The 25690-nt window shown below is 42.3% G+C and carries 23 protein-coding genes and 1 tRNA gene; 14 read left to right on the plus strand and 10 right to left on the minus strand.

The window, feature by feature from the left end; all coding sequences use genetic code 11:
* Positions 1–49 precede the first annotated feature (49 nt).
* The 6 genes from arcA to KO501_RS09755 form a co-directional block, all read right to left on the minus strand.
* Positions 50–757 carry a two-component system response regulator ArcA gene (gene arcA, locus KO501_RS09730; RefSeq protein ID WP_216029482.1) on the minus strand — a complete coding sequence of 236 codons (708 nt, stop codon included), beginning with the start codon at positions 755–757 and terminating at the stop codon, positions 50–52.
* A gap of 130 nt (positions 758–887) precedes the next feature.
* Positions 888–2549: a HAMP domain-containing sensor histidine kinase gene (locus KO501_RS09735; protein WP_216029483.1), complete on the minus strand. Its 1662-nt coding sequence runs from the start codon at positions 2547–2549 to the stop codon at positions 888–890.
* A 96-nt stretch (positions 2550–2645) separates the two neighbouring features.
* Positions 2646–4070 carry a glycogen synthase GlgA gene (gene glgA, locus KO501_RS09740; RefSeq protein ID WP_216029484.1) on the minus strand — a complete coding sequence of 475 codons (1425 nt, stop codon included), beginning with the start codon at positions 4068–4070 and terminating at the stop codon, positions 2646–2648.
* 107 nt (positions 4071–4177) lie between these two features.
* Positions 4178–5266: a class I SAM-dependent methyltransferase gene (locus KO501_RS09745; protein WP_216029485.1), complete on the minus strand. Its 1089-nt coding sequence runs from the start codon at positions 5264–5266 to the stop codon at positions 4178–4180.
* 22 nt (positions 5267–5288) lie between these two features.
* A complete protein-coding gene (gene trmB / locus KO501_RS09750; protein WP_216029486.1) occupies positions 5289–6008 on the minus strand; it encodes a tRNA (guanosine(46)-N7)-methyltransferase TrmB in 720 nt (239 codons plus the stop codon).
* Positions 6009–6177: 169 nt separating this feature from the next.
* Entirely contained in the window at positions 6178–6870 is a 693-nt protein-coding gene (locus KO501_RS09755) for an alpha/beta hydrolase (protein WP_354667821.1), read from the minus strand.
* Between the two features lie 65 nt (positions 6871–6935).
* Here KO501_RS09755 and mutY point away from each other — a divergent pair, with 65 nt between their 5' ends.
* The 5 genes from mutY to KO501_RS09780 all read left to right on the plus strand — a co-directional run bounded on the left by mutY (position 6936) and on the right by KO501_RS09780 (position 10562).
* Positions 6936–7991, plus strand: coding sequence for an A/G-specific adenine glycosylase (gene mutY, locus KO501_RS09760; protein ID WP_252728306.1), 1056 nt, complete (start codon positions 6936–6938; stop codon positions 7989–7991).
* Positions 7992–8018: 27 nt separating this feature from the next.
* On the plus strand, positions 8019–8291 hold the full coding sequence (locus KO501_RS09765) for an oxidative damage protection protein (RefSeq protein ID WP_216029487.1): 273 nt from the start codon (positions 8019–8021) through the stop codon (positions 8289–8291).
* 173 nt (positions 8292–8464) lie between these two features.
* Positions 8465–8540 (plus strand) — tRNA-Phe (locus KO501_RS09770).
* 357 nt (positions 8541–8897) lie between these two features.
* Complete coding sequence (locus KO501_RS09775) at positions 8898–9506, plus strand: LemA family protein (protein WP_216029488.1); 609 nt, start codon at positions 8898–8900, stop codon at positions 9504–9506.
* Complete coding sequence (locus KO501_RS09780; RefSeq protein ID WP_216029489.1) at positions 9507–10562, plus strand: DUF3137 domain-containing protein; 1056 nt, start codon at positions 9507–9509, stop codon at positions 10560–10562. It abuts the gene before it with no gap.
* 73 nt (positions 10563–10635) lie between these two features.
* On the opposite strand, the gene KO501_RS09785 is transcribed toward KO501_RS09780, so the two are convergent.
* Positions 10636–10911, minus strand: a complete 276-nt coding sequence (locus KO501_RS09785) for a hypothetical protein (protein WP_216029490.1) — start codon at positions 10909–10911, stop codon at positions 10636–10638.
* Positions 10912–11147: 236 nt separating this feature from the next.
* Here KO501_RS09785 and KO501_RS09790 point away from each other — a divergent pair, with 236 nt between their 5' ends.
* The 7 genes from KO501_RS09790 to KO501_RS09820 all read left to right on the plus strand — a co-directional run bounded on the left by KO501_RS09790 (position 11148) and on the right by KO501_RS09820 (position 15937).
* Positions 11148–11645, plus strand: a complete 498-nt coding sequence (locus tag KO501_RS09790; protein WP_216029491.1) for a sigma-70 family RNA polymerase sigma factor — start codon at positions 11148–11150, stop codon at positions 11643–11645.
* Positions 11638–12234, plus strand: a complete 597-nt coding sequence (locus tag KO501_RS09795) for a hypothetical protein (protein ID WP_216029492.1) — start codon at positions 11638–11640, stop codon at positions 12232–12234. The genes KO501_RS09790 and KO501_RS09795 overlap by 8 nt, the downstream gene beginning before the upstream one ends.
* A 428-nt stretch (positions 12235–12662) precedes the next feature.
* A complete protein-coding gene (locus tag KO501_RS09800; RefSeq protein WP_216029493.1) occupies positions 12663–13193 on the plus strand; it encodes a hypothetical protein in 531 nt (176 codons plus the stop codon).
* Between the two features lie 122 nt (positions 13194–13315).
* Complete coding sequence (locus KO501_RS09805) at positions 13316–13669, plus strand: DUF2306 domain-containing protein (RefSeq protein WP_216029494.1); 354 nt, start codon at positions 13316–13318, stop codon at positions 13667–13669.
* A 587-nt stretch (positions 13670–14256) separates the two neighbouring features.
* The gene (locus KO501_RS09810; RefSeq protein ID WP_216029495.1) at positions 14257–14595 is read left to right on the plus strand and encodes a hypothetical protein; all 339 of its coding nucleotides are present in this window, start codon (positions 14257–14259) and stop codon (positions 14593–14595) included.
* A 481-nt stretch (positions 14596–15076) separates the two neighbouring features.
* Entirely contained in the window at positions 15077–15457 is a 381-nt protein-coding gene (locus KO501_RS09815; RefSeq protein WP_216029496.1) for a VOC family protein, read from the plus strand.
* Positions 15458–15574: 117 nt separating this feature from the next.
* On the plus strand, positions 15575–15937 hold the full coding sequence (locus KO501_RS09820; RefSeq protein WP_216029497.1) for a hypothetical protein: 363 nt from the start codon (positions 15575–15577) through the stop codon (positions 15935–15937).
* Between the two features lie 527 nt (positions 15938–16464).
* On the opposite strand, the gene KO501_RS09825 is transcribed toward KO501_RS09820, so the two are convergent.
* The 3 genes from KO501_RS09825 to KO501_RS09835 form a co-directional block, all read right to left on the minus strand.
* A complete protein-coding gene (locus KO501_RS09825) occupies positions 16465–17604 on the minus strand; it encodes a histidine kinase (RefSeq protein WP_216029498.1) in 1140 nt (379 codons plus the stop codon).
* Positions 17605–17613: 9 nt separating this feature from the next.
* Positions 17614–18333, minus strand: coding sequence for a LytTR family DNA-binding domain-containing protein (locus KO501_RS09830; protein ID WP_216029499.1), 720 nt, complete (start codon positions 18331–18333; stop codon positions 17614–17616).
* 353 nt (positions 18334–18686) lie between these two features.
* Positions 18687–21560 carry a TonB-dependent receptor gene (locus KO501_RS09835; RefSeq protein ID WP_216029500.1) on the minus strand — a complete coding sequence of 958 codons (2874 nt, stop codon included), beginning with the start codon at positions 21558–21560 and terminating at the stop codon, positions 18687–18689.
* A 495-nt stretch (positions 21561–22055) separates the two neighbouring features.
* On the opposite strand from KO501_RS09835, the gene KO501_RS09840 reads away from it, so the two are divergent.
* Both KO501_RS09840 and KO501_RS09845 read left to right on the plus strand, forming a co-directional pair.
* Positions 22056–24284: a TonB-dependent siderophore receptor gene (locus tag KO501_RS09840; RefSeq protein WP_216029501.1), complete on the plus strand. Its 2229-nt coding sequence runs from the start codon at positions 22056–22058 to the stop codon at positions 24282–24284.
* A 165-nt stretch (positions 24285–24449) separates the two neighbouring features.
* Positions 24450–25637 carry a PepSY-associated TM helix domain-containing protein gene (locus tag KO501_RS09845; RefSeq protein ID WP_216029502.1) on the plus strand — a complete coding sequence of 396 codons (1188 nt, stop codon included), beginning with the start codon at positions 24450–24452 and terminating at the stop codon, positions 25635–25637.
* Positions 25638–25690 lie beyond the last annotated feature (53 nt).

Genomic DNA, 25690 nt, shown 5'->3' on the forward strand with positions numbered 1-25690 from the left:
AACGCAGCCCAAGGGCTGCGTTTTTTTTTGTCATTGGCTAATGGATTGCTTAACTGTCTACAGAGCCGCAGAACCGGTAGCCTTCACCGTGAATAGTAACAATCAATTCTTCATCACTAGGCTCAGACTCGAAGTGTTTACGAATTCGGCGAATAGTCACGTCAACTGTACGGTCGTTTGGACGCAGTTCACGGCCTGTCATTTCCATAATGAGCTGCTCACGGGTAAGAATTTTGCCCGGATTGCTCAAGAACAAATGCAATGCACGAAACTCAGAGCGTGGTAAACGGAACTCTGTGTTACTCGGAGAAATGAGTGAGCGACTGTCGCCATCTAATGTCCAACCGTTGAAGCTAACGCGACTGGGTAAGTCGTCGTCTTCAGCAGAGTTAGTGGTACGGGCCAATAGGTTACGAGCACGTATGGTTAACTCACGAGGATTAAACGGTTTTGTTAGGTAATCATCAGCACCAATTTCAAGGCCGAGGATTCGGTCAACGTCATTGTCGCGACCGGTAAGGAAAATTAAGCCCACGTTTTTACGGTCGCGAACTTCGCGAGCCAGTATAAGACCGTTTTTACCAGGCAGATTGATATCCATGATCACCAAATTTATCGCATGGTTCTCAAAAAAATCGTGCATTTGATTGCCATTTTCGGCCTCAAATACGCTATAGCCTTCAGCTTCAAACAAGCTCTTTAGTGTGGTACGTGTTACCACTTCATCTTCAACAATTAATATATTTGGCGTCTGCATGGTGTTTTACACTCTTTTACAATCGATTAAGCTAGCTTCTGACAAATTGTAATATTCGTAACCGTATTTTTAAAGACGTTACAGAATAACTTGTCTACGGTATAAGGATTTGTAGAAAAATTACAAGGGCTTATTCATTATTTAACGTTAAATTTCCTGAATCAGAGCTTTGAACAGGAAAAACAATGACAAATTCGACACCTTTACCCTCTTCACTGGTCAGTGAAATGGTGCCATTAAGTGCCTGTGTTACCAGGTTATACACCAAATGCATGCCCAAACCGGAACCACCTTGCCCTCGTTTAGTGGTAACAAATGGGTCGAATATACGTTTTCGTATATCGTTGGGTATTCCCTTGCCATTATCTTTGTAAATTAGTTTCAATGTTGTTGGCGATTCCATCTGAGCCACAATATCGATTTCACCATGCTCCATGTCTTCAAAACCATGTATCACCGAATTCATGATAAGGTTTATTAGGATCTGGTTAATTGGCCCAGCCTTAGATTCAACTTCCAGCGTTGGATCGCATTCTACTCGAATATTGTGCTGGAGTTTTTTCAGCCTTGGTCGTAATGACAGTAGTATCTCATTAACCAGTTGTGCAAAGCAAAATGTTCGGTTTGCTTCTGACGACTGATCCACGGCAACTTGTTTGAAACTGGATATTAACTCTGCGGCCCGGTTTAAGTTCCGGTAGATAATATTCAGGTTTTCCTGACTTTCACTAATGAACCGCGCCATTGTACTGGCTTTTAACGTTTTACTCTCGAATTCTTTTTGAATAATCGTCAGTCTGTCCAACATCATCGTTGAAGCAGTGACACCAAGGCCAATCGGTGTGTTTACTTCGTGGGCCACGCCGGCGACCATATCGCCTAAAGAGGCCATTTTTTCGTTCTGCACAATTTGACGTTGAAATTGATGTAGTTTTTCAAGGGTTTGGATAAGCTCTTGGTTGGCATCTTTAAGGGCTAGGGTACGCTGATTAACCATGTCTTCTAACGATGCATTGAGCTTTCGATGTTGCTCTTCTGCCATCTTTTGTTTGTGCATATATTCTTGAATACGGTTTAGCATGACATTTACCGCATCGCTAAGCACGGTCAGTTCAATAATGTTGGAGGGTTGAGTTCGCGATGAGTAATCTCTTTGGCGTGAAGTTAAGTTTAAAAAGTCAGCTAATTTTCGAATTGGGTAGGTGATAACGTTTTGAAATTTTAACGCGGCGATAAAACTGGCCGTTAGCACTAACAACGTCACCACGACATTTTGAATGATGGTTTGCATGGCCATTTTAGTATGGGCATCGGTGCTTGCTTGCAAGAAAATATAACCGGCGGTGGTGCCACGTTCATTTTCAATTGGACGAGAGACTTCTATTTTATCGTCTATAACAACAGGCTGGAAAAAGCTGGCAATAGACTGGGCATGGGAGTTAGTGCGGGTTTCCCCTTCTTTTGTATAGCTGCTATGTAAGGTGAGCTCGTAGGGTGTCGTTTGTTTATAAATATGAACATTGAGAACCTGTGGCGCGGCACGTAAGCTTTTAAGCTTGCGATTTACCAGATGTTTGTTTGAATCAGAATAGGGTTCGCTAAGATCTTCGCTAATAAAAGCGGCGACCATGTTTACGAGCATTTCCACTTCCTGCTTTTGCATAGCAGTGTAGTGATTCAACTGTGTATACGTTGAGTAACAAGCAGGCAGTATGGAGGCAAGGGCAGCAATCGACATGATTACCCACAGCAATAAGCTCTTAATCGATAGCTGCACAGCAGATGTGGTCATTATTATTTGTTCACGTTGTGCGCGTTTCTAGTATCAATAGTGGCTGATAAATAGACAAAAATAAAGCAGCTTTAACAATTAGCCTTTAATTCTGTCTTAAACCATTGTTCGATATAGCTGTAGGTAGGCTTTCGCCGCATCTTCCCATGTAAAACGGGTGGTCATGCCCCGTATTTGCATTTCTCGTAAACCGACGGGATGTTCATAGTAAAAAAGTAAGGCTCTGCGCAGGCAACTAAGCAAAGCTGCTGGCGTTGGTTCATCAAAAACAAACCCGGTGGAATGGTGCTTATCTGCAACCTGATCGATCACGGTGTCTTTCAATCCCCCTACGGCACGCACAATGGGTATAGTGCCGTACGCTAGGCTATACATTTGATTTAATCCACACGGTTCAAATTGCGATGGCATGAGGAAAAAGTCGGCACCGGCTTCGACTAAGTGAGCATGTTGAATGCTAAATCCATTCACAAAGGCAAATTGTGAAGGGTGGTTTTGGGCAAATTCGTTGAGATCCATACAAACCGAAGGATCGCCCGTACCCACAATTACCATTTGCACGTTGTGATGCATCAACTCGTCGAGAATGGGCATGATATAACCGAAACCCTTTTGTTCGGTTAAACGGCAAACCATGCCAATTAGCGGTACGTCGGTATTGTCAGGAAGATCGCATTCACGCTGAAGGGCCTGCTTGCAGGCTTTTTTGTCGTGCAGCGAATCTTTGGTGTAGTTGATCGGGAGAAAATGGTCGTCTGCTGGATTCCACTGACCATAATCGCAGCCGTTAAGGATCCCCACTAAATCACGCTTGCGGGTGACGAGGCGTTCATGGAGACCATGGGAACCTAAATCTGTGAGTAGTTCTTTTGCGTAGTTTGGACTAACAGTGGTGATTTTTGTGGCGTACGCAATGCCTGTTTGAAGCATATTAATATAGCCACCGTGTACCTGAGACAAGATAGCTGGGTGATGACGCAAAAACGGAATATCATCTAGCTTGTGTATGCCTTGAAAGGCGGCATTGTGAATCGTGAAAACGGTTTGGGTTTGTGCGAAATAGCCAGTTTGCTCATTGCGTAGCAAAAATGGCAAGATGGCGGTATGCCAGTCATGACAATGAATGATATCTGGCTGAATGCCCAAGTCTTGTAAAGCATGTAGCGCACTGCCACAGAAAAAACTGAAACGTTCTGCGTTGTCATCAAAAGCGTCGTATGTGTTGCTGTACAATCCGTCTCGGTGAAAATAATCGGGATAATCGATGAAATATATAGTGATATCATTCCAGCTGAGTTGTTTTACGCTGTAATGATAAACCTTGCCTTCGGCGAAGAGCGTTTGTTGTGGGCAGGCGTCAGCCAAGGCGTATTCTTCTGCTATCGCCTTGTAGTAAGGCATGATGATGGTAACGTCTTCTCCGGCGTCACGTAAAGCAAGAGGCAATGCTTTTCCCACATCTGCCAGGCCTCCCGTTTTTACCAGGTCTTCAACTTCTGAAATGGCGAAAACAATTTTCACGTAGTTTCTCCTAACGGGCTTACCTAACTAAGCTGTTTTTACAAACCGCAGCTAGAGTGTCTGTGGCCGTGAGTGTATTAGACGTTATCACAAGGTAATAAATCTGCCTACGCAGAAACGCTTAAATACACAGAAAATTGACTGTTTTGCGCCACGGTATGAGTACTTGGAAAGACATCGGCAAGTAATCCCGGATAGGGCAGAAAGCGGTTCGCGACCAGTTGTACGGTGCCTTTAGAGGCAAGGCATTTTGCACTGTCTGCAATGAAGCGCCGGGTAATGGTGTAATCGGTTTTCACTCCAGTATGAAACGGCGGGTTCGTCACTATATGGGTAAACTTTTGTGACACACCGTGCAATCCATTGGCTGCGATTAAATTGGCAGACTGATTATTCGTGGCCAAGGTTTTGGCCGCGCAATACAAAGCAAGGGCACTGACGTCAAGCAAGGTAAGCTCAATATGAGGAAAACGGCCTAATAAGCAGGAACCAATCACCCCTGCGCCACAGGCAAAATCCAGTACTTTACCGCGCATTCTGTGAGAGCATTTTTCTAGTAATAGCCGAGTACCCTCGTCTAATTCTCCGTGGCTAAAAACACCCGGTAACGACACAACCTGCCAATTAAAGCCATCCACTTCAAATGCGGATTCATCCAGCCAATCGTCAATATTAAAAGGTTGCGCTTTTGCATTAGGGGTAAGGGTAATGAGCGAACAATGGCGAGCCGAATCCACTTTGTGTGCAGTACCAATGTGGGAAATGGCTTTCCCTATGCTTTTGATGCCTCCTTTATTTTCTCCTACGATGTGTAAGCGCCCATCGTCAGACAAGGCCGCATGGGCCATAGAAATCAGCATAATCGCGTGGGCTTTAGATTTCGGCAGGTAAATGAGGATATCGGTGTAAGACTCCCCTTTTTTGATAAAGGGGCTAAACATATGGCGGTGCAAGCCGGCTTTTTGTTCGATACAAAAGCCATTGGCTGCGCTACTGACGTCTCGACTATCAAATTCACAGCTTGGAATAACCCTGACGCTTTCAGAGAAAACATCAAAATATTGGTATAGAAACGTGACATCGAAGGTTGTTAATTCGTCACTGAAATAGGCATCAGCGGGATTAATAAACAACCATTTTCCGTTTTCAAATAAGTCTAGGTTTCTTTTTAGAAGTTGGCTTTGCGAGCTTAGCATTAAAACTATTCCGTTTTTTTTATTATTCTGTACGTTGGTAAATGAGATCCCAAACGCCGTGTCCTAGTTTTTGTCCACGAACTTCAAATTTTGTTATTGGTCGGTATTCTGGCCGTGCAACATAGTTACCTTCTGGGGCGGTATTGGCAAAGCCTGGCGCGGTATTCATTACTTCCGCCATATATTCAGCATAAGGTTCCCAGTCGGTGGCCATATGAAACTTACCACCAATGGCCAGTTTTTCCCTAACCATTTGCGCAAAAGGCAATTGTACAATACGACGTTTATGGTGGCGTTTTTTGTGCCAAGGATCAGGAAAATATAATTGCACTCTGGCGAGGCTTTGATCTGGCAGCATTTTCTTAAATACTTCTACGGCATCGTATTCCATCACGCGTAAATTGGTGAGGCCACGTTCGCCGGCTTCTGATAAACAGGCGCCAACGCCTGGGCGATGCACTTCAATGCCAAAAAAATTGGTGTCTGGGTCGTTTTCTGCCATTTCTACCAATGACTTGCCCATGCCAAACCCAATTTCTAAGACGACCGGGGCTTTGCGACCAAACACTGCTTCCATGTCTAACGGGGCATCTTGAAACTCTACGCCCATTGTAGGCCAATGAGATTCTAGGGCCTTAGCCTGACCGTTTGTTAGCCGGCCTTCACGTTTCACAAAACTTCTAATTTTACTGATGTAAACACCAGCCGCTTCGGCTTCTTGCTGATTTTTAAACTGACCCATAACCTTGCCTGATGTTGCTTATCACATGATATAAATAACGGCGCTTAAATGATGGCTTTTGCTAGCGTCACTATTGTCGGAATATACAGGTGCGGCATTATGCCCATTGGCAGCCCGAATGCAATAAAATGTGGTTAATAATACTGCAAATTTAACCTTTCTGCGGCCCTTACTGGTAAATGCGTTGTAAATACTGGCTTACCAATTCCGGTTGTTCTAACACGCACATGTGAGCGGATTGCTCGATGGTAAATAGATTACCTTTATTGAGGAGCTTCGCTGCCTCGCGTATTGCCTTGATGCTAACAAGCTGATCTTCATCACCCACAATAAAGTTAATGGGAAATGGGGCGTTAGACAAGGCTGTTATAAGAGAAGGGCGGGGCGTGGTGGCTTCGGTGTGAGCCAGCAGTGTTGCTGCGCCCAAATCTTTGCCCATGTCTCGCATAATATCGGCCACATGGGGGCTTTGCAAATGATCAGGATGAATAAAGCGGCGCAGATAGTCGGGTTTGTCGGGATGAAACTGCCCTTTTTTCAACATCGAGATTAACTGCTTGCGGCGTTGAACTTCATGCTGGTTTAAACCATGGGGGTCCCAACCAATAACGGTTAACGAGGCAACGTGCTCAGGATGTTCACAGGCCCATAATGCCGCGATATAGCCGCCCATGGAAAACCCGGTTAAGTGTACTTTTTCATCATCCAACACGCGGTCGCCGGTGAGAGCAAGCATATCGTTTTTGCTTGTTGCCCACTGAAGCGGAACGTAACGACGTTGAATATCAAGACGCTGCCAAATGGGAAGCCAGACACGCTCATCACATAAAGTACCGGGTAAAAATAAACAAGGGTTCGACACGCTTACTCCACAACTGATGCTTCGAGAAAATCAACGCCATGTTATCATAGGAACCTTATACACTGATGTTAAAAGTAAAAATGACAAAGCCTTTTTCCCAGCGTGTGCTTCGTTGGTTCGATGAACACGGTCGTAAGCACTTGCCATGGCAGCAAAACATTACCCATTATGGTGTATGGGTGTCGGAGATCATGCTGCAGCAAACCCAGGTGACTGCGGTTATTCCCTACTACCAGCGGTTTATGAATAGCTTTCCTACCGTGGAAGCGTTAGCGGCAGCCTCACAAGATGAAGTGCTAGATCACTGGACGGGTTTAGGTTATTACGCCAGAGCTAGAAATTTACACAAAGCGGCTAATGTGATTGTGGATAGTTACAACGGCGTTTTTCCTTCAACGCTGGATGAGGTGGTGGCATTGCCCGGTATCGGCCGTTCTACGGCTGGGGCGATATTATCCATTGCTGGCGGGCAGAATTTACCGATATTGGACGGCAACGTGAAACGGGTGTTGGCGCGGTACTATGCCGTTGAAGGCTGGCCGGGACAAAAGGCGGTGGAAAATCAACTTTGGATCTATGCGGAGCAAAATACCCCGGATAAACGGTGTCATCATTATACTCAGGCCATGATGGATTTAGGGGCGATGGTTTGTACCCGCAGTAAACCCCATTGTGATCATTGTCCGTTGCAAAGTGAGTGCTTGGCTTATGCCCAAGGGCGGCAAAGCGAATTTCCGGGTAAGAAACCCAAAAAAGCTTTGCCGGTGAAAACCACCACCATGATTGCGGTGTTACATCAGCAAAGTATTTTGATGACTCAGCGCCCACCAAGTGGTTTATGGGGCGGACTGTATGGCTTTTTGGAAACCGATCTAGCGGTGGCAGACGCCATAGAAGGGCTACCTATTGAAGCGGCCGAGATAAAACCTTTAGCGCCCTTTCGGCATACCTTTAGTCATTTCCATTTAGAGATTAGCCCTTACCTAGTTATTGCAAAACAGCTTTTAAGCCGCCATGTGTTAGAAAGTCAGCAGCGTTGGTTCGAACTTGATGCGCCGCTGGGCGTAGGTATTGCTGCACCGACGCAAAAAATTATCTCGCAGATCAAGCAAATCCTATAAACTGTGATCCTAAAAGAAGGAGGCACCATGAGCAGACAAGTATTTTGTCAGCATCTTAAAAAAGACGCTGAAGGACTGGATTTTCAGTTATATCCTGGCGAATTGGGTAAACGTATTTACGACAATATATCTAAAGAAGCCTTTGCTGAATGGCAAAAAAAGCAAACCATGCTAATTAATGAAAAAAAGCTGAATATGATGGCCCCCACAGACCGAAAGTTCTTGGAAGAGCAAATGGAAGCCTTTTTGTTTGACGGTGTAGAGCCGTCTATAGAAGGCTATGTTCCACCGCCAAAGTAGCGATTTTGGCGTATGATTTCTGCGCAGATTGCCGTTTTTTCGATAAAATTGAATAAAGTGTGTGCAGTTGAATAAAAAACCAAGAAAAATGGTTGACTTGTAACGCGTAAATCCGTTTAATACGCACCCACAGCGCAACAGGCACTAAACGCCTTTATCGCTAAACAGATTTTGCCTCGATAGCTCAGTTGGTAGAGCAGCGGATTGAAAATCCGCGTGTCCCTGGTTCGATCCCGGGTCGAGGCACCATTCTTACATCAAGCCCTGCAAGCAATTGCGGGGTTTTTTGTATCTAGCGCCGCTACCACCATTTCCAAATACTAAACGCATTTATAATGGATTTATCCATCGCTCTTTGCCAGGTATCCCAAGCATTTAAGCAAAATCATGCAAATCATCCACCGTGCTATGGCCGCAGATATTGTGCAACGGCTGTATATTTGAAGAAGCAGGCTAAGACAGGCGCAGTGACTTACATTCAAAGATTCGGTAGCGTTTTGCACGCTAAGGTAGAAAGATTACTGCATAGGCGCTTCTAAAACAGATGCGTTATTTTGAATAGACTATATTTGATTTAAAAAATCCTTTAAATTACTGCATATAGGAATGGAATTAACACTAAAAAAAGGAATAAACGTGCAGATTTTTTTTGCAAGCAACTGGCTTTCACTTACGCTTTTAGCGATATTTATCATCGTCTTTTACTCTTGGTATGTATCTATCATTACAAAGCGAAATGCCGTAGAAGAAGCCTACTCTGGCATCGATGTTCAACTCAAAAAACGTACAGATCTAATACCCAATATATTAGCAATTGCGAAAAAGTACCTAGACCACGAAAAAACGTTGCTTGAGGAAATAACGCGCTTGCGAACTAACGTCATGAACGCATCGAATGAAAGTGGACAGCGTTTCAAGCTCGAAGGGCATTTAGAGCATGCGATGTCAGGCTTAATGGTTGCAGTAGAAAACTATCCTGAACTTAAATCTGATGCAGCAATGACTGAAGCACAAAGAACATATGCAGACGTCGAAGCACATATCTCTGCAGCAAGACGCAATTTCAACAGTGCTAATCGCGTGTTGAGAAACGCGACTCAGGTATTTCCCGGCAATATCATTGCCGCAATAGTTGGTGTAAAAAAGATAGCATTCTTTGAAATAGCCGAGACTGAAAGAGCCCCGGTTAGTGCATCTGATATGCTTGGTTCTTAGATGAACGAGTTAGCGTTTCCCCTCAAAGAATTAACGACTTATTTAGAGGCGTTTAAATTAAGGTTTAGGCGTCAAAGAAAAGTCGATTTTAACATTACGGCGTCAGACGCGCTAAAAGAAACATTTGAACAAAAAATAAAGCCTAACCTCGCGGCTATAGAGCAGCAAAGAGTCGATTTTCACGACAAGTTCAAAAAACGTCGTCGACTTGTAAATATAAAAATTCTACCACTCTCGGTAATTGTCGCGTGTTTACTCGTAGCGCTTGGGGCAGATGGCAGTTACTTTTCTATTATTGTCATCACATTTTTTATAGGTACAGGTTGGGCGTACAAACCTGCGCTTGACTATATTCACTTTTATAAACGTAATGTACTGCCTCTTATTGTTAAAATGTACGGTAATTTTGACTATTCGCTGAACGCCTCTTTTACGAAAGATGAAATAAAAAAGTGGGCGCTTACCCCGCATTTTGACTATCTGAAAACGGAAGATAGTATCAGCGGCAGTGTGGATAATATAGGCTTTGAATTTAGTGAAGTATTACTGGAACGAGGGGGGAGGAATGGACGCTCAACTTCGTTTCAAGGTTGTGTTGTCGTGCTCACTATGCCATTCAGTTTCGACTCTCATACAATCGTAAAGCAAGATTTAGGTAAATTGGCTAACTGGTTTACTAAGGCTTCAAAATCGACCAAAAAAGTTGCGCTTGAAAATGTTGCTTTCGAAAAGGTCTTTGAGGTTTTTTCAACCGATCAAGTTTTAGCTCGATATATACTATCGCCTGTGATGATGGAGCAGTTATTAACGCTCCACGCTCTGTTCGTGAAAAACGTTAATGCATCAAAATTAGAATGCGAGTTTATCGATAATAAGGCCGTGTTTTTTATTTCGTATAGAGAAAATTTAATAGAGCCTGCATGGATAACACAGTCGGCATTCGAACTTAATTCGCTACCGCTCATTGAAAAAGAAATAGCGTTGCTTATGTCTATTTCTAAGCAACTAAATTTAGATTTAATGGCCTTACGCAAAGCATCGAGGATGAACGCTTAGCTTGTTGTTTTGAGCTAGTACAGCTAGGTTTAGTTACCTATTTTTAAGGCCTTTGGCTTTATATGTCGCAGGTCTATTTTAGCGCATTGATTTTTTGATTCAGCTCGTAAGCTGGCTCAGTCACAAGAGCTTCAAGGGTTTCAATGCGCTCAACCAATGCCGCTATTTGTTTATCTTTTTTCTCAATAAGCTGTTGTTTCTGTGATGATTCATTCGCAATGAAAGGGTTGCTACAGGTGCCATTAAACCAATCGTTTAAGCGCCACTGAAACTTGGCATCAAGATAACTTGCACCTAAGGCGATGGTAGCAATAAAGCCAACAAGTAAAATAATACTTAATGTAGTCATGGTCTACTCCTAGATAGAAAGGTTGTGGTCAGTGAAGGTGTGTCGATAACCTTCTTTTAACTAGTCTTTGTACTTAAAAAAAAATTACGCATGAATGTAATTTTTTTTTAAGTTGGAAGACTATTCATAGTAAGCACCCGATATTTCGAACATCGTTGTTCGCTACGTAAAGTGCGTACCCGGCAAAAATAATGTGAATAAGCCAACGTATAATAAGAAATATTGAGGATGTGAACTTGGAGCAAGGATTTGAGGATGTATTTGCAAAATACGGCAGTTTATTGAGCCGTGTTGCGAACAGTTATGAGGCTAATCACGCTTTACAGCAAGAGTTGCTGCAAGAAATCGCCATTGCCGTGTGGCAAGGGCTTGTTCGATTTAAAGGTGATAGCGCTGTTAAAACCTATATTCTTAAAATTGCCCATAACCGTGCTGTTACTCATGTGGCGAATCAGGTAAAGCGTATCGATACCGATGAATTCAACGACGATCTTATCGTTGAGCAAACTGCGCATAGTTCTCCTGAACAGGCCGCTAGCCAACAACAATCTTTAGCGCTGTTATTAACTAAAGTTCGTGCATTGCCGGTGCAACCCCGGCAGGTACTTACCCTTTCCTTAGAAGGCTTATCTTACGATGAAATAGCCGACATATGCGGTTTAACCAAATCTCATGTTGGCGTAATTTTAAAGCGAGCTAAAGCAAGTGTATTAGAAGGTGATTCAGATGAATAAGTTTAATAAAGGCGCTGACGATAACAGCGATAAAAGCCTTAGCGCGCTTTGGCAAGCTCAGCCTGTTTCTCAAATTGATGTGGATGAAGTACGAAATACCTTTAAAAGCCAAACAAAAAAGCAGCGACTTTATTTTTTAATGGACTGCCTTTCAATCATTCCGGCCGTGTGGATGTTTATACTCTACTGGGATGAATTTCCTATCAGTGTTCGCGGATTATATTTTGGTCTTATGCTGTTGGTCATCCCGTTATTAGGGTATCAGTTGTGGTTGCGGAGAGTTGCCGCTTTTAACAGCAATGTGCAAACCACTGACCACGTTCAAAAATTGAAAAAACAGTTTAAAAACAACGCACGTATTGCGTTTGTTAATAAACACTCTGCATGGCTGGCCGTGCTTATTGTTGTTGTTTTCAATACGGCTTTCTCGCTCGCCAAAGCAGCCGAAGAAAGAGAATATACCTTGCTGTTTTTGGTAACGGGAGGCACAACCGTAATTATGGCTATCTGGTATGTATGGGCGCATTGTCGGCAAAAGAGTTTCGAAAAAAAATTAGCCGCGTTGAACGAAATAAGCCATGAAAGTTAACGTGTAACAGAGCTACCTCGCTGAAAACAGATTGGTTTAATCTGGTCATTTAAGTAGGACAAAAATCAGTTGGTTTTTGCTTCTTCGTTGCTTATTTTGACCAACTATTTAGAAGGTTTTACCCTAATGGGCAACAATCTATAGTTTCGGATAGTTGTTTTAACACTTTTATGATCGAAGAGTACTTGTGTAAGTTCAAGCTCTAGAACACTCGCCATCTTCTTACCTATAAATTTATTAAATGTGAGATAAGTCGTAACCATGCGGCACTTAATAAAATAACTACAGCGTAAACGAGTAAGATATTGATGCTGTGTATTTTTTATGCAAAAGTTGGGGTTTAATAATGTGATATACGGAAATACTCCGCACTGCATTAAGGATTTTTTCCGTATAATAAATTGTTAGCCATCACAAGGATGTTTAAAGTGAAGTTATTTTGTTTTTTGGTTGTTTTTATTCTTAGTGGCTGCGCGAGTATACCGCTGAGCACAATGTTGAAATTCAGTTCATTCGAAAAGAGTGATTTTGTAGCACTAGAACCAGCGGATATCAAAGCAAAGATTATACTCGATCAACCTGTCGAAATTGATATTGAGAAAGTTGACTTGGGGCTTGAGGTAGAAACTGAGCAAGGAAGTAGGATCTATAAGTTTCCATTATCGTTACTCGAAAGGCGGGCTATTCCTGCCAAAGAAGATTGGTTCGATTCTGACGAAGCAAAAACAGAATACACTTTCAATTTGAGCTCAGAATCTGTTAAAAATTTTAAAGAAGTCCAGCAGTTACTAACTAACAAAAGTGGTGGGAAATTCGGTTTCTCTGTCAGTTCGGGCTTCGAAAACCTACCGAACGATGTTCAGAGTGTGAACCTGTCAATACTTTTGAAATTGCAGAGCCATGATGATTTCGTTCCGATTTTTGAGGATGCCACAATCGCAATCAAGCGTGATGGCTAACAAACACATCAAGCCGCTCTCAAGCTCCCTGGGACAATAACACGTGGGCTCAGTCGCTTCGCTCCAAATTTTAGCCCACGTGTTATTGCCCCTAAGCGGGGTGTTAGGCATTTAGAGTTAATATGGATATTTATATACATCTACTAGCCGTTATACCTTCCTTAGTTTTAGGTGCTATAAACTTATTTTTAGAAAAAGGTACTTTAACTCACAAGCGTATCGGGAAAGTTTGGGCTATTTTAATGCTTATTACAGCTATTAGTTCTCTTTTTATAATGCCAACAGGTAGCTTTACGTGGTTACATCTTTTTTCTATATTGGTTATTGTTTGTATTCCCGTTGGTGTTATTTCTATTCGTAAAGGTAATATTAAACGTCATACTCATTGTATGGTTGGAGCATATATAGGTACTATTATTTCGGCATATTTTGCTGTTGAAACCCCTGGTCGTTTTCTTTACGGCGTATTCTATTAGCAAATGCCTAACAAGCAATTAAACAGGACTAAAAACAGCGGGCTGTTCGCTTCGCTCCATTTTAGCCCACTATTTTTAGCCCGTTAATTGGGCGTTATGTGCCAAAAGGTGAAAATGGAATTCGGTGCAAGTAGAAAAAAGATATCTCTATGTTGGGTTGCAAGTAGTCTAGTTGCTGCTTTGGTTGCCTCAATTGTTTCTATGCTTTATTGGAATTACACGTACATTCCTGAGCCAAATGTGAATTGGCGCCCAATCGCTGACTTTTTCAACATGATAATTATTTTGCCTTTCGGCTTTCTTTTTTCGATTGCATTACCATGGGGTTGGACAAGTATTGTTAGCTTGGCACTTTCGCTTTGGTTCAGAGATTTAAGGCCGCTATTGATCTCGATAATAAGCTGTATAGTATTTGGCGCGTTCTGGCCAAAATGGTTTGTAGCTATGATGGGCATATAGGCAATGGCACATAACAAACCACTCAAGGCTCTCGCTTCGCTCGCTGGGACGCTAAAACATGGGCTGCGTCACTTCGTTCCTAATTTTAGCCCATGTGTTATCGCCCCTTAGTGGGAAGTTAGGTGCTTATGGGAAAACCTACATATTTACTCACTAATAAACCAATTTTTATTCTAGGTATCCCAGCTCTAATACTTATTCTTCTGGCTATTCTATTTCAGTTTACAGTTGTGACAGGAATCGAAAGTGGCACTCTAGAAGGCAAAGTTTACTCTATTTCTCAACGCCCACTTGGAGGTGGTAACAGAAGTATCCGTAAGATAGATTTAGCTAAGGTGAAACTTCAGGACGGAACATTCATTATGGTGAGATGTGAAAGCTATTGTCAGTTGGACCAAGAAATCAAAATCACAGTTTACAAACCTTTATTTAGCAGCGAACTTAGGTATGTTTATGAGCGCACCTAACAACTCAATCAACACACTCACTTCGTTCGCTGGGACGCATACACGCGGGGCGGCTTCGCCATTATGCCCCACATGTCTGCGCCCGTTATTGAAAAGTTATGTGCTTTGGTAGTAAAAAAGGATTTTAGACATGGAAGAAACACTTAACTCGCTCATCAATCTGGTAGTTACCATAAGCCTAATTGCGGTAGCCTCAGTATTTGTAGGTCATGTTTTTGTTAGAAAGGCTCTGCTGGCTAAAGGTAAATCGCATTCAAGTAGCAAGCTTATTGGTAGCTCCGTAAGTGTCTTGCTTTTGTTGGTTTTATCTTTCTTTTTTGTAGTACCTAGGTAACTATTAAATTGCGTCAGCACATAACAAAAAAATTAAGTTCGCCCGCTGCGCGGGCTGGGACGCAAACATGTGGGCTGGCTCACTTCGTTCGGATTTTAGCCCACATGTCTGCGCCCCTTATCTAGAAGTTATAAGCTAGGAATTTAAATGGAACTTAACCAGATCACCTTACCAGTAGAAGATATGGATGTTGCTGTTAACTTTTATCTAAAACTTGGCTTCACTCAAATTGTCGATACGCCCCATTACGCAAGGTTTTCTTGCCCAGATGGGAATTCTACTTTTTCCTTATCACTTGAATCCGGTGAATTTGAAAACAGTTCTGTGATTTACTTCGAGCATGAAAAACTTGATGAACTGTGTGCTGAGTTGATTGAGAAAGGTTTTCAGTTTGAACAACAGCCGACAGAACAACGATACTTGTGGAAAGAAGCAGTACTTAAAGATCCGTCTGGTAATAAAATCAAACTTTACTGGGCAGGTGAGAACCGTTTAAATCCGCCATGGAAAGTTGAGAAACGCGTATAACAAACTGCTGCAGCCGCTCGCGGGCTCGCTGGGACGCTAACACATGGGCTGCGTCACTTCGTTCCTAATTTTAGCCAATGTGTTATCGCCCCTTAGTGGGAAGTTAGGTAACTATGGATGGTCAATCTTCTTAAACAAGCATTGCGAAACCGAGATATAAGAAAACTAGTTGAACCTCATCTGCACGAAGTTGTTTGGGATTCTGAAGTTGATGAAACTAGTGAGTGGGTAGTGGCTTCATTTGAAGATAAAACTCATATTCAAAAGCTAACTTCTTGGTTAAATAGCAAAGGCGTTTCGTGTTTTACTAAAGTTATTTTAACTGATTCTGCTTGGTCTGAGCTTCAGCAAACAACTTGGGAAGTCTTTCTTAAAAAATCGGAAGGTTATTTGGGACAAGAACACATGTTTGTTGTGGCAGCAGATCGCTCTTGGGTTATTTCGCTAATTTGCATTCAAACTGCATTTGCAAAATGTTGAACAATAAGGCTGTGATGAGATAAGGTGAAGTTAAAATTGTTTCGCCGTTAAAGGCAGAAAGTACTGTTGCGACAAGGCATATGATAGTAATCAAGCCCGTTACGAAGCGCGTTAATTTAATCATTGAGTTATACCTCCTAAATGTTATTCATCGCTATTTTTCTAGATGAGGAATAAGGCTTAGCAAGTATTAGACGAAATCGTATCTATTACTTTAATTTCTTCTAAATTCAATTCGTTCATACGATTAACCCATTTTTAATAAAACTCTCAACGTACTGCCTTGGCTATTATCAGCGTAAATACATCACCTTGAAACTGGCCTGATGAACTAAATGAGAATCGAAAAAATGTGATTGCCGTTGGCAGTTAAATCTATATAACGGTGCGATACAGTAGGGATAAACGCCTTGGGGCATTGAAAATGTCATGGATAGGGACACAATGGGATGCCGAGGGAAAATGATTGCTACCCACACCGAGGCACAACAACCAGCGCCACACTCAGCGCTACGACGGTTCTAGTATTACAGCGCCCGTTCTATTGGCAATGAGGTGGTTACCATGAAGCCGTGGGGCTCGGCTACACTCAGTTTTAATTGATGTTGGAGGGGGTAAATCACATTGAGTCGTTCATCAATGTTTTTTAAGCCAATTCCCGGTTCGTTTTGCTTATTCTGATCCAAGTGGGTAAAGGGGCCATTATCGGCAACTTGAAGAATTAAGTGTTCCTTTTCGCAGTAGGCTTTAATGCGAATTTCGCCGCCTGTCTTCATTTTGGAAATGCCATGTTTGATTGCATTTTCTACCAAAGGTTGAAGGATCAAACTGGGCACCAGTAACATTTTAGTATCAGAATTCACTTCAAACACAATACTCAGACGATCTCCAAAGCGCGCTTTTTCAATATCCAGATATAAGGCTAACGCCCGTAACTCCTCCTCAAGGGTGATTTTCTTTTCCGGGTCATTGTCCAATGAATAACGAAAAAACGTTGAAAGCTGGGCCAACATGGCGTTGGCGATGTCCTTTTTTCCCTGCAATACCAGCGAAGAAATGCCATTTAACGTATTAAATAAAAAATGCGGATTAATTTGATAGCGCAACATTTTTATCTGTGCTTTTTGCGACATCGTCACGGCGAGGAAATGCTGTTCCTTTTCTTCTACCAGACGATAATGGTAGTTGATGCCAAAATATAAACTACTCCAAACCATCACCATGAAAAACGCATAGCTAATTGTCATAAACAGATGGTGGAGTTGATGTTGCCCGTCAAAGTGGCCAGTGAGAGTTAGCCAAACAGAATAGTGATCTTCCCAGTCCCAGATGATCATGTTTTTTAGCGGCGTCCACATTAAAGCAATGGCAAAACTGCATAAGGTGGCGGTAATAAACAGTCTGGCCGGGCTAAGCGACCACAAACGATGGTAGAGGTAACGCAGCGGCAGCGTTAGCATAAAAGCGAATAAGCCGCTGATTAACAATGGCAGAATAACCAGTTTGTCATTTAATTTTTCACTACCGATAAACGCCACATTATCGATGGTTAAAATAATGGCATATAGCAACCAACCTAAAGAGTGTAATAACCAGAATGAAGGTTTCTGTTGTTTGGTGTATTTTTCTGGTGGATTCACATTTGACCATATTGTTAATAAGCTCATGGAAAATATCTATCTCTGACTTAGATCCAGCCCTAAGACTCGAAACAAATGACTTTTATAGGCAGAGCCGATTTTAACCTCGTCCCCGTTATGCAAGTGCAGTAATGAGTAACGTCCCAATTCACTGCTCAAGCTTTTGATTTTTTGTAAATTAACCAATGAGGAACGGTGCACCCGTACAAATTTGCTTGGATTAAGCTGGCGCTCAAGTCGGGATAAGGTTTCGCGATGCAATAAGACTTTGTCCTGACAATGTAATTCCACATAGTTCGACGCGCCTTTTGCCCAAAGAATATCTTCTGCATTGACAAACTCTACCGAGCCAATGGATTTAATGGCCAACATCTCAGAGCGATGGGTTACCTTGTCGGCTATTTGTTTTTCCGCTTTTGTTAGAGCATTAATTATACGTTTGTTTTCAAAAGGTTTGAGTAAATAATCTAGCGCATCTACTTCAAATGCCTGAATAGCAAAATGGCTGTGTGCCGTGGTGAAAATCCATCGACAATCGATCTGTTGGGCCAGTTCATTAACCAGTTCGATTCCACTGCCCCCAATAATACTGATGTCCATAAAACAAACGTGGGGCTGATGATTAATTAATAGTTCTTTTGCTTCATTGTATTCTGATGCCTTAGCAATCACTTCCCACCCCGGTTGCTGTTCAACAAAACTCACAACACGTTGCTGAGCTAAGGGTTCATCATCAACGACAATACACTGATACATTTAAACTCCAATACGAACCTTGAGCGCTGGAATATAGGGGAGGTGTTAGCGAATATCAGTAAAAAAGAGACTAAAAATCGTAATGTTAAGGTCAGTTACGAAAATATTTTGTAAAGGGGTGTAAGGCTAGAAATAAAAAGATAAAAAAAAAGCTGCATCGAGTTGATGCAGCTAAAATGTCTAGGGTGCAATACGTTGTTTAAAAACGTGTATTGGCCGGGTTATTAAGCCGACTGGGTCATCATACAAACTAAATGGAGCGGGATTAGTTTGTTGTGACTAAACGCCTGTTTGGCGGGATAAAACCGGCACTGTTAGACAATGACGGTATTACCCCTACAGCAAACGTTAATTTAGAAACGGATGCTGGCGCTTAACCGAACACTACGTGGTGTTTGGAAGCCCGTTGGTAATAAGAACTTACGATCTTCAACACCAACACTTTGTTCTGCCGTTTCATATACTTGCGTTACACTACTCTGATCGAACAGGTTGAATATATCCGCACGGAAAGAAAGGTCAGCAACGTCCCATTCAGGGGTGTATTCTAGTGATAAATCCACTTTGCTTACCCAATCTGTGCGACCGAAGCTGCCTCTTGGTACAAAATTAGTGCCATCTAAATAGAAGGTATCACCGTATGCTGGCGTACCATCTGGGTGGCCCACACCATAACCGTTGATTGGACGACCAGATTGGAGCAGGTAGTTAATACCTAACAACCATTGCTCATTAATCGCGTAAGAACCAAATAGTTTCACGGTATGACGACGATCATTTGGCAAGTTGCCGTAAGCGCCATCCATTAGCTCAGGTAGATCGAAATCTTGCGTCAAGCCAGCATCATCCTGACCGTTATCAGATTTCACATAACCTTCTGCATTACCCCAAGAGTGAGACCATACGTATGATCCTTGCAATGACCATACGCCATCCCAAGTTTTGGCAAAGTTATACTCAAGGGCCAGGTATTTACGGGTCGCTTCATCAAAACCTAGTTCTTCCGCGGAAACATTTACCGGAACCAGGTTGCCATCTGCGTCACTGTAAGAAATGCTGATATCGGTTCCAGGGTTGGTTAGAACACAGCCGGTATGGTTGTTCTCATACCCTTTGGCGACCATAACGTCATCGATATTACAAATATCGTCCATGGCAGTTTTTAGGTCACGATAAACAGTACGAAGCCCCATTGACCAGTCATCAGCTACCACGGTTTCATAACCAATGATGTATTCATCCTGGTACATGGGTTTAATGGTTTGGTCAACGATTTGCAAAGGATCTTTGACTTGTCCGTTGGAGTTAATTAACTCGCCGCCAATTTCATTTGCTGGATCATAAACCGGTGTGCCATCAGCATTAACTGCATCCAAAGCGTAAAAACGTGAACGATCGTCTTCTGAACCGGCTAAACGCACGTTGGTGTTGTTAGCCACGGGTAGATAGTAACGCCCGAAGTTTCCGTATAAGCGGGAATTTCCGTCACCGTTAACATCCCAGATAATGCCCAAGCGAGGCGCCCACTGATCATCGACTTTAATGAAGGACTCACCATTTACGTTTTTGTTGTTGAAGGTTTCATTTCGAAGACCGGCTGTGACAGTAATGTCATCCGTCGCATTCCAGGTATCTTCTAGGTAGTAGGCGCTGGATATGGTTTCAAAGCTACCAACGTTGGTCAGTTGGCGGATCTGGACAACTTGGTTAACCCCATCAGGCACAATACCGCCATTGTTTAACTCTGCACCCGACAGTGCATCCGTATAAAGGTAATAAGCACCACCGGAATAGTTTTGTTGGCTGAAAGAGGTATTTTCTTCACGATCATATCCAAAACGGATCAGGTGGTCATCCAGTTGCCATTCGAAATCAATACGGGTGGCTTTACGCTTATCATCACCCTTCTCGGCTATGGAGTTGACCCAACATCCAGGATAAGTGGTTGTTGCATCAGAGCGCACATCCACAATCAACGGGCAATTAACATCGGCATCTGACTCTGTCGTTAGTGAGTATTTGTTAACGCCATAAAGTGCTGAAACAGAGAAGGTATCGGTCAAATAACCTTTATAGTTCACAATAAAGTTATCGCCACCGCGAGATTCCTCGGTGATCCCTTTCAACTCGCCTGAAGCATCATAACTATAGGTTGGATTGGTGGTTTCATCGGAAAAGGCAGTTAAGGCTAAAGAATGATCATCATTAATTTGCCAATCTACTTTTAACCCCCAGAATGGATCATCAGATTGGTATTCGGAAACATCTTGGGAACCGGCTAGCATTCCGCTGCTTTTGATGTCGCGCAGCGTGTATATACCGTAGAAGAACAGCTTATCTTTGATCAGCGCACCACTAGCATAAAGGTTGGTTTCCATGCTGTGCTGGTAATCGTCTGCATTATTAATATAAATACTGCCATCGCGATAACGTACATCTGGGGCGGTATCTCGAAGACTGTTTGGTTCCCAGTAGGCGGATGCGCCGGCGTGGAATTCGTTGGTACCGCGTTTAGTGACTGCGTTAACCACACCGCCGGTGGAACGTCCAAATTCGGCAGAGTAGCCACCAGTTTTAACTTCAAAACTGTCATAAAATTCAAAGGGAATGCCACTGCCACCTAAACCATTACGGAAATTGGTTACATTCAAGCCGTTGATATAAAAAGCATTTTCTGCAACGGATGCGCCACCAAAAGAAGCAAATGTTTGTCCGCTATCGCCAAAGCTGGTATCGCCAAGGGTGACCCCAGGCGCTAACATCGCAACACTGGTGACATCGCGAGGTACAGGGATTTTAGCTAGACTTTCCGCTGAAATATTGAGTCCAGATTCCGCTGAATTGGTATCCAGATAGACTTTACGCCCGGTAACGGCGATACGTTCAATATCATTTTTTAAATCAACAATGGTATCGCGGCTAATTGCAACGTTAACGGTGCGCTCTAGCTTAACTTCATTACCTTCAAAAATTCTTACAGTATAAGCACCTGCGCTAAGTTTAGGTAAACGGTAGTCACCATTTTCTCCAATACTAATGGACTTTTTGAATCCTGTTGCAGGGTTAAGAATTTCAACGTGGTAATTTTGATACGTATTTGCGGTTGCAGTAGCAATGGTTCCTTGAATAGTACCGGAAGTATTGTCTGCCGCTGATGCAATACCAGAACTCAATACTCCTGCTACAGCCATCGCACATAGGCTGGCTTTGAATATGTTATTTTTCATGGAATTCCCTAATATTCTTTTATGTAGTAATTATTTCCCGCTACAAAGGCAGCAGGGGGATTTGAACGCTAGCAAAAAGTTCAAATAAGCAGGTGGGGGAGGGATGAAACCGACAGGTGATGTCGTGAACATGACAAATTTATGGATTAGCAAAACAGCCAAAAGCGATTGCTTATTCGCCAGTGCGGGAAGGAACGCGGCTGACTTATAACGATTATACCGTTTGGCTAGAGAGGAAGAGACGACGTTGATGTTAAGGCTCGGCGGTGCCGCCGCACCTTACTTTAAGATATAGATAACCCTACCTACTACAACAATACGTTTTAAAGCATACACTCCACGCCCCTTCAGATAGAAATGTAAGTTGGATGTCAGTATCTATAAATTAAGTGTAAATATTTTGGGGAATTGATATGATAATAGTTCTTATTTTTATTATAAACGCTCTGCTTTTATAACCATAACAAACCGAACTATTTTTACTAGGATAGGATAATGAAATTCCGACCAAGCTATTTGGCAGCCATAATTGCGTTTTCATCTGTTGCACAAGATTATGATACCTCAGAAATCGAGAGGATTACCGTCAATGGTACCAATCAAAAAAGATACGTCATAGAGAGCACAGATAGCCTAACTGGTTTTCCAGTCGATTTCTTAGATATGCCTAGAGTTGTAAATATCATTCCCGAACAAGTCGTTTTAGATCAGAAGATTACAGATCTAAGCGAAGCTTTGCGTAACAGTCCTGGAATTTCTTTAGGTGATGGGTTTGGTGGCACGAATGATGATTTTCTTATTCGTGGTTTTAGACGAAATACGGTTTATCGAAACGGTTTTAGAAGAGCGACTAATTTCAAAACCAACTTGGCGAATGTAGAGTACACCCAAGTAGTTCGAGGTCCAGCTTCTATCACTTATGGGCAGGTAGAGCCAGGTGGCCTTGTTGATGTAGTCACTAAAAAACCACTCGTTGAGTCTCGCATTGCTGGCGAAGCCAGATATGGATCATTTAATGATAAATTTCTCCAGTTAGATATATCTCAACCTATTTCTGACAACGTTGGCGTAAGAGTGGTGGCTTCCACACAAGACGCAGAGTCGTTTCGTGATCTTACTGATATTTCGCGAGATACAATTTCTATTTCAAGTGCGATTAAGTTTAGTGAAGACACTGCGCTAGATTTCTCTTACGAATATCGAGATGAAAGTCGCCCTCTTGACCGAGGGACAATTACGGTTCCGACCGAAAATGGTAGAGATGTCATCAACGAGTTATTAGATATTCCATTGTCTCGCCGATTTGGTGAAGCCTTTGAAGTATTCGAAAGTGACTTTAACTTTGCTGAAGCAACATTGAGTCACGCATTAAATGATGAATGGCAAATAAAAGTGAGTGGTGCAATTGAAGCGAGTTCTTCAAATGATCTGCAGGCAAGACCGCTAGCTGCGGCTATTTTTGATGCAGATGGACCAGTAACCGAAGACGGATTTATTGTTTTTCAAAATCCTGCAGATATCGCATCAATTATAGGCGTAGCGACAACAGTTGCTGTATTTGATGATCCTACTGATCAAGTATTTCTCATCAGGCGCACTGACGGTAGTCAACAACAAGACGTAGACGTTTATTATGCAAACGCTTTGCTTATCGGTGATATTAAGCTAGGTAATATGGGCCATCGTATCGCTTTAGGAGCAGATTATAGAGACAGTGAAATAACACGTTTTTTTATCAGCACTGATTTTACCAATGGAGTCTCAGAAGCTATTGGCGGGGACGGCGCGCTTTTTAACGTAACCAACCCTATCTACGGAAATTTACCTGATAGCCTTAGTACAGAAGGTGCAACGTTATTAACTGCCATCGAAAAGAACAGCGGTCTGTTTGTAAATGACTACATTGAGATCAACGATAAATTGAGTATTTTAGTTGGTTTGCGTTACGATTCGTTTGAATTAGGAGGGGATACCCCTGTTGAAGAAGCTGATCAGTTTTCTCCACAGTTTTCAGTCAATTATAACTTAAACGAGACGATGTCTGTTTTTGGAAGTTACTCTACGGCATTTGAACCTAATATAAGTGCCAACCCGTTATCTGGTGCTAATGAAGCGTTTGAACCTGAAGATTCTCAGCAGTACGAAATAGGCTTTAAAGCCGAGTTTTTCGACGGTAACTTACAAACTAGTGCGGCCGTTTACGATATTAAAAAAACCAATGTTTTATCTACCGATGCAAACGACCTGCCTATTCTGATCGAAGGTCAAACCTCTCAAGGTGCAGAAATTTCAGTTTCTGGGCAGCCTACCGCCGGAATGAATGTTATTGCTGGTTATGCATATCTTGATGCTGAAATTGGGACTGGCGCGAACAGTAGTAATCGACCTAGAAATGTTGCGGAAAATACTTTTAACCTATGGGCATCTTATGAATTTCAAGGCGGAAATTTTGAAGGTGTTGGTGTCGGTGCCGGTGCTTTTTATGTTGGCGATCGCTACGGTGACGATAACAACACCTATAAACTAGATGCCTATACACTGGTTGATCTATCTGCATGGTACACGTTAAACGTTAACGGTTTGGGTGCAAACAATTCACTACGTCTTCAATTAGCGCTGAAAAACGTGTTAGATGAGGAATATTATTCGGCAAGCGGCGGCGATCTGCGTATTAGTATTGGTGCACCACGGACTGTATTTGGGTCGGTTTCTTTCGACTTTTAACTAACTCATCATTTGAAATATCATAATACTTAACTAATCACATTGATTAGTTAAGTATTTGTGCGCATACAACTCGTCATTATTATTCATAAGCACTTTTGACCGCTTTTGATATAACGGTGCGTTTTAAACATGCTGTAGACGTTATTATCAAGGCAAAAAATTATGGCAAAAAAACGAGGTCTAAGAACACTATACAACCTGCACGCTTGGGTTGGATTTCAGTTGGCTATTGTTATGTTTGTTGTGCTGCTTACAGGAACCATCGCCACCTTATCGAATGAAATAGATTGGCTTATTTTTCCAGAGCTACGTGCAAGTCATAAACCCGATAATGCTTCTGCGCATATGCAGGTTGATGATTGGGTTGGAATTTATCAATCGGTTGTTGCTACTTACCCTGATAGCCCTATTGTTTCGATGGTTAAATTAGACTCGGAGTATCTCTCATTTAGAGTGGTAATAGAGAATGACCGATTACACAACCGGTTTGTTCAGGTTGATCCTTGGACGTATGAAGTAAAAGGTGATATCCCTCGATTGACCACCCAACGTTTCTTTCGAGATTTTCACCGTTATTTGTTTATGCCGGCATTTCCAGGCTTACTGATTGTAGGCCCATTGTCACTCATTTTACTTATTTCAATTTACACCGGTATTAAAACTACACGAAATTGGCGTAAAGCACTGTGGCGAGTGCGTTTGCATCAAGGAAAACGAGTTTTTATTAGTGATTTACATAAATTTCTAGGCCTTTGGGGACTTTGGTTTACTGCATTGATGGCCATTACAGGTGCTTGGTATTTATATGAATTTGGTAATGCTGTTGCTGGGGTTAGGTTGGAAGTTGCTAATCCTACTATTGAAAGTACAAGTAAGGACGTAACAGGCATACTCAGTGTGGATGAATTTCGACACATAATAACAGAATCTCAAAATGCCCATCAAAATTGGGAAATAACCGCTTTTTATAACTCATTATCTAACAGAAACGCGATACAGCTACGAGGTGTAAGCTATAGCAACCCAGTTATTCGCAACAGAGCGCACAGAGTTTATATCGATCCACAATCTTTTCGTGTAATTGAAAAGTATTCTCCTGCTACAATTCCTACCCAAGCTTACATCAATGAGTATGCAGACCCTCTGCATTTTGGTGACTTCGGCGGATTTTGGTTAAAAATGCTGTGGTTTATTTTTGGCGTAGCGCTTACTGCTATGTCTTATACTGGTGTGGTAATGACATGGAAGCGCACTCGGTCATCAAGATTAACGTTCCCTCAAAAGTTAAATGTACCGGTACTTATATTATCTTCAATTGCCTTTATTTTCTGGGTACAAGTATACATTTAAATTTCCGATAGCGATTTCACTGTTCCCATCATCACGAAGGTTAGGAGGTATTA

The organism is Alteromonas sp. C1M14, assembly GCF_018860965.1.
In the GTDB taxonomy this organism is placed as follows: domain Bacteria; phylum Pseudomonadota; class Gammaproteobacteria; order Enterobacterales; family Alteromonadaceae; genus Alteromonas.

What these genes read in the sequence shown, in the direction of transcription:
- KO501_RS09810 (WP_216029495.1), top strand. Translation starts at nt 14,257, where the DNA reads ATGGGAAAACCTACATATTTACTCACTAATAAACCAATTTTTATTCTA.
- KO501_RS09815 (WP_216029496.1), top strand. Translation starts at nt 15,077, where the DNA reads ATGGAACTTAACCAGATCACCTTACCAGTAGAAGATATGGATGTTGCT.
- KO501_RS09830 (WP_216029499.1), bottom strand. Translation starts at nt 18,333, where the DNA reads ATGTATCAGTGTATTGTCGTTGATGATGAACCCTTAGCTCAGCAACGT.
- KO501_RS09840 (WP_216029501.1), top strand. Translation starts at nt 22,056, where the DNA reads ATGAAATTCCGACCAAGCTATTTGGCAGCCATAATTGCGTTTTCATCT.
- KO501_RS09820 (WP_216029497.1), top strand. Translation starts at nt 15,575, where the DNA reads ATGGTCAATCTTCTTAAACAAGCATTGCGAAACCGAGATATAAGAAAA.
- KO501_RS09765 (WP_216029487.1), top strand. Translation starts at nt 8,019, where the DNA reads ATGAGCAGACAAGTATTTTGTCAGCATCTTAAAAAAGACGCTGAAGGA.
- KO501_RS09835 (WP_216029500.1), bottom strand. Translation starts at nt 21,560, where the DNA reads ATGAAAAATAACATATTCAAAGCCAGCCTATGTGCGATGGCTGTAGCA.
- KO501_RS09745 (WP_216029485.1), bottom strand. Translation starts at nt 5,266, where the DNA reads ATGCTAAGCTCGCAAAGCCAACTTCTAAAAAGAAACCTAGACTTATTT.
- KO501_RS09775 (WP_216029488.1), top strand. Translation starts at nt 8,898, where the DNA reads ATGGAATTAACACTAAAAAAAGGAATAAACGTGCAGATTTTTTTTGCA.
- KO501_RS09845 (WP_216029502.1), top strand. Translation starts at nt 24,450, where the DNA reads ATGGCAAAAAAACGAGGTCTAAGAACACTATACAACCTGCACGCTTGG.
- KO501_RS09795 (WP_216029492.1), top strand. Translation starts at nt 11,638, where the DNA reads ATGAATAAGTTTAATAAAGGCGCTGACGATAACAGCGATAAAAGCCTT.
- arcA (WP_216029482.1), bottom strand. Translation starts at nt 757, where the DNA reads ATGCAGACGCCAAATATATTAATTGTTGAAGATGAAGTGGTAACACGT.
- KO501_RS09735 (WP_216029483.1), bottom strand. Translation starts at nt 2,549, where the DNA reads ATGACCACATCTGCTGTGCAGCTATCGATTAAGAGCTTATTGCTGTGG.
- mutY (WP_252728306.1), top strand. Translation starts at nt 6,936, where the DNA reads ATGTTAAAAGTAAAAATGACAAAGCCTTTTTCCCAGCGTGTGCTTCGT.
- KO501_RS09785 (WP_216029490.1), bottom strand. Translation starts at nt 10,911, where the DNA reads ATGACTACATTAAGTATTATTTTACTTGTTGGCTTTATTGCTACCATC.
- KO501_RS09805 (WP_216029494.1), top strand. Translation starts at nt 13,316, where the DNA reads ATGGATATTTATATACATCTACTAGCCGTTATACCTTCCTTAGTTTTA.
- KO501_RS09780 (WP_216029489.1), top strand. Translation starts at nt 9,507, where the DNA reads ATGAACGAGTTAGCGTTTCCCCTCAAAGAATTAACGACTTATTTAGAG.
- KO501_RS09825 (WP_216029498.1), bottom strand. Translation starts at nt 17,604, where the DNA reads ATGAGCTTATTAACAATATGGTCAAATGTGAATCCACCAGAAAAATAC.
- trmB (WP_216029486.1), bottom strand. Translation starts at nt 6,008, where the DNA reads ATGGGTCAGTTTAAAAATCAGCAAGAAGCCGAAGCGGCTGGTGTTTAC.